At 65.2% G+C, this 8837-nt stretch carries 6 protein-coding genes; 5 read left to right on the top strand and 1 reads right to left on the bottom strand.

Annotation, left to right across the window (positions count from 1 at the left end):
• Positions 1-141 precede the first annotated feature (141 nt).
• The 4 genes from gdhA (at position 142) to ISS20_RS21645 (ending at position 6098) form a co-directional block, all read left to right on the top strand.
• Entirely contained in the window at positions 142-1485 is a 1344-nt protein-coding gene (gene gdhA, locus ISS20_RS21660; RefSeq protein WP_291439451.1) for an NADP-specific glutamate dehydrogenase, read from the top strand.
• 130 nt (positions 1486-1615) lie between these two features.
• Complete coding sequence (locus ISS20_RS21655; RefSeq protein WP_015013302.1) at positions 1616-2749, top strand: PilT/PilU family type 4a pilus ATPase; 1134 nt, start codon at positions 1616-1618, stop codon at positions 2747-2749.
• A gap of 14 nt (positions 2750-2763) precedes the next feature.
• Positions 2764-5163, top strand: a complete 2400-nt coding sequence (locus ISS20_RS21650; protein WP_291439448.1) for an ATPase, T2SS/T4P/T4SS family — start codon at positions 2764-2766, stop codon at positions 5161-5163.
• Positions 5164-5264: 101 nt separating this feature from the next.
• Positions 5265-6098: an alpha/beta fold hydrolase gene (locus ISS20_RS21645; protein WP_291439453.1), complete on the top strand. Its 834-nt coding sequence runs from the start codon at positions 5265-5267 to the stop codon at positions 6096-6098.
• A gap of 37 nt (positions 6099-6135) precedes the next feature.
• Here the strand turns inward: ISS20_RS21645 and ISS20_RS21640 are convergent, their stop codons facing one another.
• A complete protein-coding gene (locus tag ISS20_RS21640; RefSeq protein ID WP_291439445.1) occupies positions 6136-7512 on the bottom strand; it encodes a serine hydrolase in 1377 nt (458 codons plus the stop codon).
• A gap of 217 nt (positions 7513-7729) precedes the next feature.
• On the opposite strand from ISS20_RS21640, the gene ISS20_RS21635 reads away from it, so the two are divergent.
• On the top strand, positions 7730-8837 hold a 1108-nt coding region (locus ISS20_RS21635), incomplete at its 3' end, for a multidrug effflux MFS transporter (protein ID WP_291439443.1).

The following is an 8837-nucleotide window of genomic DNA, read 5'->3' as shown; positions in this document are numbered from 1 at the left end:
CCGGCCACATTCCCCACCATTGTGCATAGACATCGGCATGAACGTATAACTTTTGGACATAATTCGATGTTGCGGTGCGCCAAACCGGTGCATGACTGCCTTCGACTTGTTGACCCTTTACTGCTGAAAGCCCTTTGAACCATGAAACACGCGACCGCCGAGAGCTTCCTTTCCCACGTGGCGCTCCGCAATCCCGGCCAGCCGGAATTCCTGCAAGCTGTCACCGAAGTGATGGAAAGCCTGTGGCCGTTCATCGCGCAGCACCCCCGCTATGCTGAGCACGGCCTGCTGGAGCGGCTGGTGGAGCCCGAGCGCGTCGTGATGTTCCGCGTGTCCTGGGTGGACGACCATGGCGCCGTACAGGTCAACCGCGGCTACCGCATCCAGCACAGCATGGCCATTGGCCCCTACAAGGGCGGCCTGCGCTTTCACCCGTCCGTCAACCTGTCGGTGCTCAAGTTCCTGGCGTTTGAGCAGACCTTCAAGAATGCACTGACCACGCTGCCCATGGGCGGCGGCAAGGGCGGCTCCGACTTCGACCCCAAGGGCAAGAGCCCTGCCGAAGTCATGCGCTTTTGCCAGGCCTTTGTGACCGAGCTGTACCGCCACGTGGGCCCTGACACCGATGTGCCCGCCGGTGACATCGGCGTGGGCGGCCGCGAGGTGGGTTTCATGGCGGGCATGTACAAAAAGCTGGCCAACAACGCGGCCAGCGTGTTCACCGGCAAGGGCCTGTCGTTCGGCGGCTCGCTGATCCGCCCTGAAGCCACGGGCTATGGCACCGTGTACTTCGCGCAAGAGATGCTCAAGACCCGGGACCGCTCGTTCGATGGCCTGCGCGTGTCGGTGTCGGGCTCGGGCAACGTGGCGCAATACGCCGTTGAGAAAGCCATGCAACTGGGTGCCAAGGTCATCACGGTGTCGGACTCCAGCGGCACCATCATTGACGAAGAGGGCTTTACGCCTGAAAAGCTCGCCATCCTCATGGACGTCAAGACCCACCTGTACGGCCGCGTGAGCGATTACGCCGCACGCACCGGTGTGAAGTTCGAGGCCGGTGTCCGCCCCTGGCACGTGAAGGTGGACGTGGCCCTGCCCTGCGCCACGCAAAACGAGCTGGACGAGAACGACGCGAAAACGCTCATCCAGAACGGCGTGGTCTGCGTGGCCGAGGGCGCCAACATGCCCTCGACCATCGAAGCCGCCAAGGCGTTTGAGGCCGCTGGCGTGCTCTACGCCCCCGGCAAGGCCAGCAATGCGGGTGGCGTAGCCACATCGGGCCTGGAGATGAGCCAGAACTCGGCCCGCCTATCCTGGCCGCGCGAAGAGGTGGACGCCCGCCTGCTGCAGATCATGCAGGGCATCCACGCGGCCTGCCTGCAATATGGCAAGCGTGCCGACGGCAGCGTGAGCTACATCGACGGTGCCAACATCGCCGGCTTTGTGAAGGTGGCCGACGCCATGCTGGCGCAGGGCGTGGTGTAAGCCCAGCAGGGCCTCAGAGCCTGTTCGCACAGCAAATCACTGGGGCTTCGGCCCCTTTGTTTTTGGCACGAGGCGCAGTGCAGGCTATGCTGCACCTGGAAACAAATACGCACACTTTTGGGAGTCCGGCATGGAAATCTTCAGCTTCTTGAACGTCATGGTCGAAAAGGGAGGCTCGGACCTCTTTTTCAGTGTCGGCGCGCCGGTCAATCTCAAGATCGAAGGGGTCACACACCCGTTGAAGATGCCCGCCTTGCTGCCCGGCCAGGTCAAGCAACTGGCCTACTCGGTCATGAACGAAAAGCAGATCGGCGAGTTCGAGGCCAAGCAGGAGATGAACCTGTCGATCTCGGCCGAGAACCTGGGTCGTTTCCGGGTGAACGTTTTTGTGCAGCGCGGCGAAACCGGCATGGTGGTGCGCTATATCAAGAACAAGATCCCGCCACTGGCCGCACTGGGCCTGCCCCCGGTGCTGGAAAAGCTGGTGCTGCGCAAGCGCGGCCTGGTGCTGGTGACCGGCGCCACCGGCTCGGGCAAATCGACCACGCTGGCGTCGATGATCAACTACCGCAACGAGAACGTGACGGGCCACATCCTCACCATCGAAGACCCGCTGGAGTTTTTGCATGCACACAAACGCTCAGTGGTGGACCAGCGCGAGGTGGGCATCGACACGCAGTCGTACGAAGAAGCCCTGAAAAACGCGCTGCGCGAGGCGCCCGACGTGATCATGATCGGCGAGATCCGCGACCGCAACACCATGAAGCAGGCCATTGCCTATGCCGAGACGGGCCACCTGTGCCTGTCCACGCTGCACGCCAACAACGCCAACCAGGCCATGGAGCGGGTCATCAACTTCTTCCCTGAAGATGCCCACCACCAGCTGCTGATGGACCTGAGCCTGAACCTGGCCGGCGTGATCTCGCAGCGCCTGATCCCCGGCCTGCACGAAAAGCTGGTGCCTGCGGTGGAGGTGATGCTCAATTCGCCCTACATCGCGGACCTGATCGCCAAGGGCGAGTTCTCGGGCATCAAGGAGGCCATGGGCCACAGCACCGAGATCGGCATGTGCACCTTTGACCAGGCGCTGTACCAGCTCTACACCGACGGCCGCATCTCGCTGGACGAGGCGCTGCACAACGCCGACTCGCGCACCGACCTGGCGCTGCGCGTGCGCCTGGCGGCCGGCGTGACCACGCAGGATGCGGGGGATCTTTCCATCGACACATCCTCGCCCATGCAGTCGGCCTCGCGGCTGTCGTGACGGGCAGTGCGCGTATGCAGCATTGGCCGTTTCCGCCGTTCTTCCGCGACGCGCGCCCGGCCGACGCCCTGACTCCTGCAGACGCCATCGTCTTCACGACCGGCGGGCACACCCGCCACGGCGTGCTGGAGCAGTTTGACCCACAAGCACAACGCGCCCTGCTGATGCCGCCGGACGGTACCTCGGCTGTGGCGCTGCCGTTTGCGGCCATCAAGAGCATTCAGCTGATGCCGCCCATTCCGCTGGCGGCCGACGCCGACCTGACAGCGCGTTACCAGGCCGCCGGAGGGCACGAAGTCAACACCACACCGCGCCTCTTCACCGTGCAATTCATCGACGGTGAAAACCTGCGCGGCGAAACCAAAGGCTTTGTCAAAACCCGCCAAGGCCTGTTCTTCTATCTGACCACTGACGCGGTGCACTGCGTGCGGATATTTATCCCCACCACGGCAATGCGCAGCTACCAAGTGGGGGGTCTGCTGGGCCAGCACCTGATCCAGTCCCGCCTGGTCGGCGCCGACACGGTGCAGCAGGCGCTGACCGAGCAGGAGCGCCGGCGGCAAGGCCAGACCGCCAACGGCGAACCCATCCGCAGCCCGGCGCAGCTGGCAGGCCAGATCACACAGATCGGCAGCTTTGTGCCGGTGCGGCTGGGCGACATCCTCATCAACCAGGGACTGGTGAGCAACGACCAGATGCGTGATGCCCTCACGCTGATGCAGCGGGGCAACAAGCACCTGCTGGGCAACATCCTGGTTGAGATGGGGGCGCTCAGTCGGGCCCAGCTGACCGAGGTGGTGGCGCAGCAGTTCAGCATTCCGATGGTGGCGCTGGACGGTTTTGTGGTACAGCCCGAGGTGCTGCGCCTGGTGCCCAAGGAATACGCTGTGGAGCACCAGGTACTGCCCCTGCTGGTAAGCGACAAGAGCCTGGTGGTGGCGGTGGAGAGCCCGGTGGATGCCGACTACCTGGACGAGCTGCGGTTCTCGGCCCAGAAGCAGGTGGTGCCCGTCATTGCCAACCCCGACGAGCTGGCGACGCGCATCACGTTCGAATACTCCAAGCTGGGCATGGACCGCACCGATCTGTCGATCGAGGAAGAACTGCGGCAACTGTCCCAGCGGCTCACGGCCAGCGACGCGGCGCCGGGCCACGCAGACCTGCAGCGGCAGGTGTCAGACAACGACAGCCTGGTGGTGCGGCTGGTCAACAAGACCATCCTGGACGCCCAGGCACGGGGCGCGTCGGACATCCACATCGAGGCCTACCCCGAGGAGCAGCCCACGCTGATCCGGCTGCGCGTGGACGGCGATTTGACCGAATACATGCGCATCCCCTTCGTGCTGCGCGCGGCCCTGCTGTCGCGCATCAAGATCATGGCCAACCTCGATATCTCCGAGCACCGGCTGCCGCAGGACGGAAAGATCGACTTTTCGCGCTTTGGCCACACCAAGCTGGAGCTGCGGGTGGCCGTGTTGCCCACCACCAACGGGCTCGAAGACATCGTGCTGCGACTGTTGGCATCGTCCAAGCCCATTCGGCTGGCCAAGCTGGGCATGGACGGTGCCCTGGTCGAGCAACTGCAGCAGATGGTGCACCGCAGCTACGGCCTGATCCTGGTCTGCGGCCCTACGGGGTCGGGAAAGACCACCACCCTGCACTCGCTGCTGGCCGAGGTGAACCACCCCGACACCAAAATCTGGACCGCCGAGGACCCCGTCGAGATCACGCACCACGGCCTGCGCCAGATCCAGATGCACCCGCGCATCGGGCTCACGTTTGCTACCGCCATGCGCGCTTTTTTGCGGGCCGACCCGGACGTCATCATGGTGGGCGAAATGCGCGATAGCGAAACCGCACACATCGCCATCGAAGCCTCGCTGACCGGCCACATGGTGATGTCCACCCTGCACACCAACAGCGCCCCCGAGAGCGTGATCCGCATGCTGGACATGGGACTGGACCCCTTCAACTTTGCCGATGCACTGGTGGGGGTGCTGAGCCAGCGCCTGGCACGCCGCCTGTGCCCCGACTGCAAGCAGCCCTACACGCCCGACGCCGGCGAGCTGCAGCAGATCGCCACGGACTACGCGACAGGCACCGGTATGGCGCCCGAGAGCCTGCTGGCCCCATGGCGCAACCGCTTCGTGCCCGCCGGAGCCGCCGACTGGGTGCTGTACCGCGCCCAGGGGTGCAGCCATTGCGACCACACTGGCTACAAAGGCCGCGTGGGCATCTACGAGCTGATGGCCGCCTCGCCAGGCATCAAGAAACTGATCCAGACACGCGCGCCCGTGGACCAATTGTTTGAGGCCGCTACTGCACAGGGCATGCTGCGGCTGCTGCAGTACGGGCTGCTCAAGGTGCTGGAGGGCGTGACCGACCAGCGCAGCGTGCACGGCGCCTGCACCTGAACCGCCGATCCCGTGGACGATCTCGCGGGGAATCGTCCACAGGCTCCAATACCACCCGTCCTCACCGAACTTTTGTGCTGGGGCCAGAATCTGTCATGACGATGAAACGAATCCCTCTTCTCGCATCCCTGGGGCTGGTGATAGCCGTGAGCGTGGGTTGCGCCACCCTCGACGCCAAGCAGCGCGAATGGATCTTCCAGCCCAGCGACCGCAGCTGGGGCGGCGCGCAGTCCACCGAAGACATGCAGGACGTGTGGATTGAATTCACCTCCGACACCAGCGCCAAGGCCGAGCGCTTGCATGGCCTGTGGCTGCCCCACAGCAAGGCCAACGCACCGGTGCTGCTGTACCTGCACGGTGCGCGCTGGAATGTGGCGGGCTCGTCGGGCCGCATCCGGCGCATGCAGGAGCTGGGCTTTTCGGTGCTGGCCATCGACTACCGGGGCTTTGGGCGCAGCAGCGCAGGCCTGCCGTCCGAGGCCACCGCGGCCGAGGACGCCCGCGCCGCCTGGAACTGGCTGGCCGAGCAGCACCCGGACAAGCCGCGCTACATTTTCGGCCACTCGCTGGGCGGCGCCATTGCGATCGATCTGGCGCGCCAGGTGCCGGATGAAAAGGGCACCATCGTCGAAGGCACCTTCACCAGCATCCCCGACGTGGTCAGCACCTTCAAGTGGGGCTGGCTGCCGGTGTCGCCCCTCATCACGCAACGGTTCGAATCCATCCGCAAGGTGGCCGAGATCGGCTCTCCGCTGCTGGTCGTGCATGGCAGCGACGACAGCCTGATCCGCCCCACGCTGGGCCGCCAGCTGTACGAGGCAGCGCGGGAGCCCAAGCAGTTTGTGCTGGTGGAAGGCGGCTCGCACCACAACACCAACGCTGTGGGACAAAGGCAGTACCGCGAGGCCGTGGCCTCGCTGTTTCACCTCAAGTAAGCGCAGCGGCGCGCCGCGTCGTCTCAGCGTAGCGGTGTCAGCGGCGCACCGCCTGGGCCAGCGCCGCCCAGGCTTTGAGGGTGAGCGGGTGCGTAAAGCCTGCCCCGGCCACGGGGTGGGACGACAGTTTGATCACCACCATCTCGGCGGCTGGGTTCACGTGGATGAACTGCCCGTGGATACCAGCGGCCTCATAGGCGCCATCGGCGTTGTGCAGCACCCACCACTGGTTGCGGTAGCTGTAGCCGGGCCGAAAGGCCATGCCACCCATCTTGAACTTCTCGCGGTCGCTGCCCTTGGCGGTGTCGTCGATCACGGCCTTGTCAAAAATCTTCTGGCCGTTGAAGCTGCCGCCCAGGCGCAGCATTTCGCCAAACCGTGCGAGGTCTCGCGCCGTGGCATTGAGGCCCGCCCCCTGCAGCGGCGTGCCCACGCTGTCCACCATCACATGCGCGTCCTCCTCGGTGCCCAACTTTTGCCAGATGTTGTCGCTCATCAGCTCGGCCCAGTGTTTGCCGGTGGCACGCGACACGATCCAGCCCAGCACCTCGGAATGCACCGTGCGGTACACAAAGCCTGCGCCGTGTTCGCCTTCCTTTTTGAGCGTCTTGAGGAAGTCGTAGACATTGGTCGGCCCCTGGTAACCGGGCGGACGCGGCAGCAGGCCGCTGGACCAGCTGTAGCCAAAGATCTCGGTGGTGGGGTCGGTGTAGACCTCGCGAAAGCGCACGGCGCCCGTCATGTCCATCACATCGCGCACCTTCATGTCGCCCCAGGCCGATCCAGCCAGCTCGGGAACATACTTGGTGACCAGCGCCTCGGGGTCGATCTTGCCCTCGTGCGCCAGCTGCGCCGCCATGAGCCCGGTGAACGACTTGGTGACCGAGAACAGCAGATGCGGCGTGTAGGGCTTCATCTGGTTGTCGTAGCGCTCGTAAACCACGCGGCCCTTGTGCATCACCACCAGCGCATCGGTGTAGGTGCGGGTGAACCATTGGTCCACCGTGATGGGCTGGCCCTTGTCGTCATCGAATGCCACTGCGCCCAGTGGTCGCAGGTCGGACGGCAACGCAGATGGTGCCGCCGCGCCCCGGCGGATATTGCGTGTGGGCTGCAGCTCGCGCAGGTGCTGCACGGCCCAGCGCAGCTGCGGGTATTTGTACGAGTTGCTGAGGTCCACACGCTGCGCCCCTTCGGGTGGGAAGGCGCTCATGTAGCCCAGCTTGTCCAGCGTCACGGTCTCAGGTGCGGGCAGCGCGGGGGCCTGGGCCTGTGCCGCAAAGGCGGCACCCAGTGCCGCTGCAGCGCAGGCTGCACGCCACAGCGTTGCAGGAAATGCCCTTGGGCGCTGGGGCCGCGCAGGACGCACGGGGTGCGCGGGGTGCGCCTCAAAAGCGCTGTGGATCTTGTGCATGGCTTGTCTCCTCGTTGTGTTGTGCGGTGTCCCGGCGAGCCACTCCAAAGAGCGGGACAGCCCGCCAGCCACCGCCACACAATGTAGCTGCGCCCCCCGCCCGGCAGGATGTCACACGCGCGACCCGCTCCCTACATGAATCTGCGCGATTTCTCACCGTCGCTGACAACAGCCTCGCCAGCGATACCAAGACCCCATCTGGTACGCTCAGACAGATATGTCTGCCCCCTCCGCCACCGCAGCGTCTGCGGCCGCCCCTGTCTCCGTCCCGCCCGGCCTGGCCATTCTGGTACTGGCCTTGCTGCTCTCCATCCAGCCCGTCACCACCGACCTGTACCTGCCCGCCCTGCCCGCGCTCACCCGCAGCCTGGGCGCGCCCATGGCGGCGGCGCAGCTCACGCTGAGCGGGCTGCTGCTGGCGTTTGGTTGTTCGCAGATGGTGTGGGGCCCGCTGTCTGACCGCTTTGGGCGCCGCCCCATCCTGCTGGCGGGCCTGTCCATCTACACCGTGGCATCGTTGGGCAGCGCCATGGCACCCAGCATGGGCCTGCTGATCCTGTGGCGCATTGCCCAGGGTGCGGCCATGGGCGCGGTGGTGATGTGCGCGCGCGCCATCGTGCGCGACCTCTACACCCCACTGGAGGGCGCACGCGCCATGTCCAAGGCGCTCACGGGGCTGGGCATCGTGGCCTGCGTGTGCGCACCCATGGGCGGCCTGCTCAGCGAATGGTTGGGCTGGCGCGCAGCGCTGCTGGCGCTCACCATGTACGCCGTGGTCACGTTGGCGCTGGTGGCCTTGCGCTTGCCCGAAACCCTGGCCCACCGCAACCCGCAGGCAATGCAGCCACGCGCGCTGGTCAGCACCTGGCAACATGTGCTGCGCAGCCCCACCTTCTGGGCGTTTTCGCTGCAGACCACAGCCACCTATGGGGGGTTGTTCACCTTTCTTGCCGCGTCCTCGTTTGTGTACATCGATGTGCTGGGGCTCACGCGCACCATGTATGGCTGGGTCATGGCGTCTGCCTGCGTGGCCTACTTTGCGGGTACCTTTGTGTGTCGCGCTCTGCTGGTGCGATTTGGCCTGCAGCGCACGGTGGCCATCGCCGGGGCCTTGAGCGCCAGCGGCGGCACGCTGATGGCACTGGTAGCCTGGATGGGCTGGCACCACCCCTGGGCGCTGACACTGCCGTTCTACCTGTTCATGGTGGCGCACGGCATCCACCAGCCCTGCGGGCAAAGTGGCGCCGTAGGGCCCTTCCCCAAAGCAGCAGGCGTCGCATCGGCCCTGAACGGTTTCATGATGATGCTGGCGGCCTTTGCCATTG

It is taken from the genome of Acidovorax sp. (assembly GCF_016783915.1).
In the GTDB taxonomy this organism is placed as follows: Bacteria; Pseudomonadota; Gammaproteobacteria; order Burkholderiales; family Burkholderiaceae_C; genus Acidovorax.
Note: the sequence above shows the minus strand (reverse complement) of the source record. Positions and strands in the feature narration are given on the sequence as shown.

Excerpts from the sequence above, each read along its gene's own strand:
- gdhA (WP_291439451.1), top strand. The coding sequence starts at position 142 with ATGAAACACGCGACCGCCGAGAGCTTCCTTTCCCACGTGGCGCTCCGC.
- ISS20_RS21655 (WP_015013302.1), top strand. The coding sequence starts at position 1,616 with ATGGAAATCTTCAGCTTCTTGAACGTCATGGTCGAAAAGGGAGGCTCG.
- ISS20_RS21650 (WP_291439448.1), top strand. The coding sequence starts at position 2,764 with ATGCAGCATTGGCCGTTTCCGCCGTTCTTCCGCGACGCGCGCCCGGCC.
- ISS20_RS21645 (WP_291439453.1), top strand. The coding sequence starts at position 5,265 with ATGAAACGAATCCCTCTTCTCGCATCCCTGGGGCTGGTGATAGCCGTG.
- ISS20_RS21640 (WP_291439445.1), bottom strand. The coding sequence starts at position 7,512 with ATGCACAAGATCCACAGCGCTTTTGAGGCGCACCCCGCGCACCCCGTG.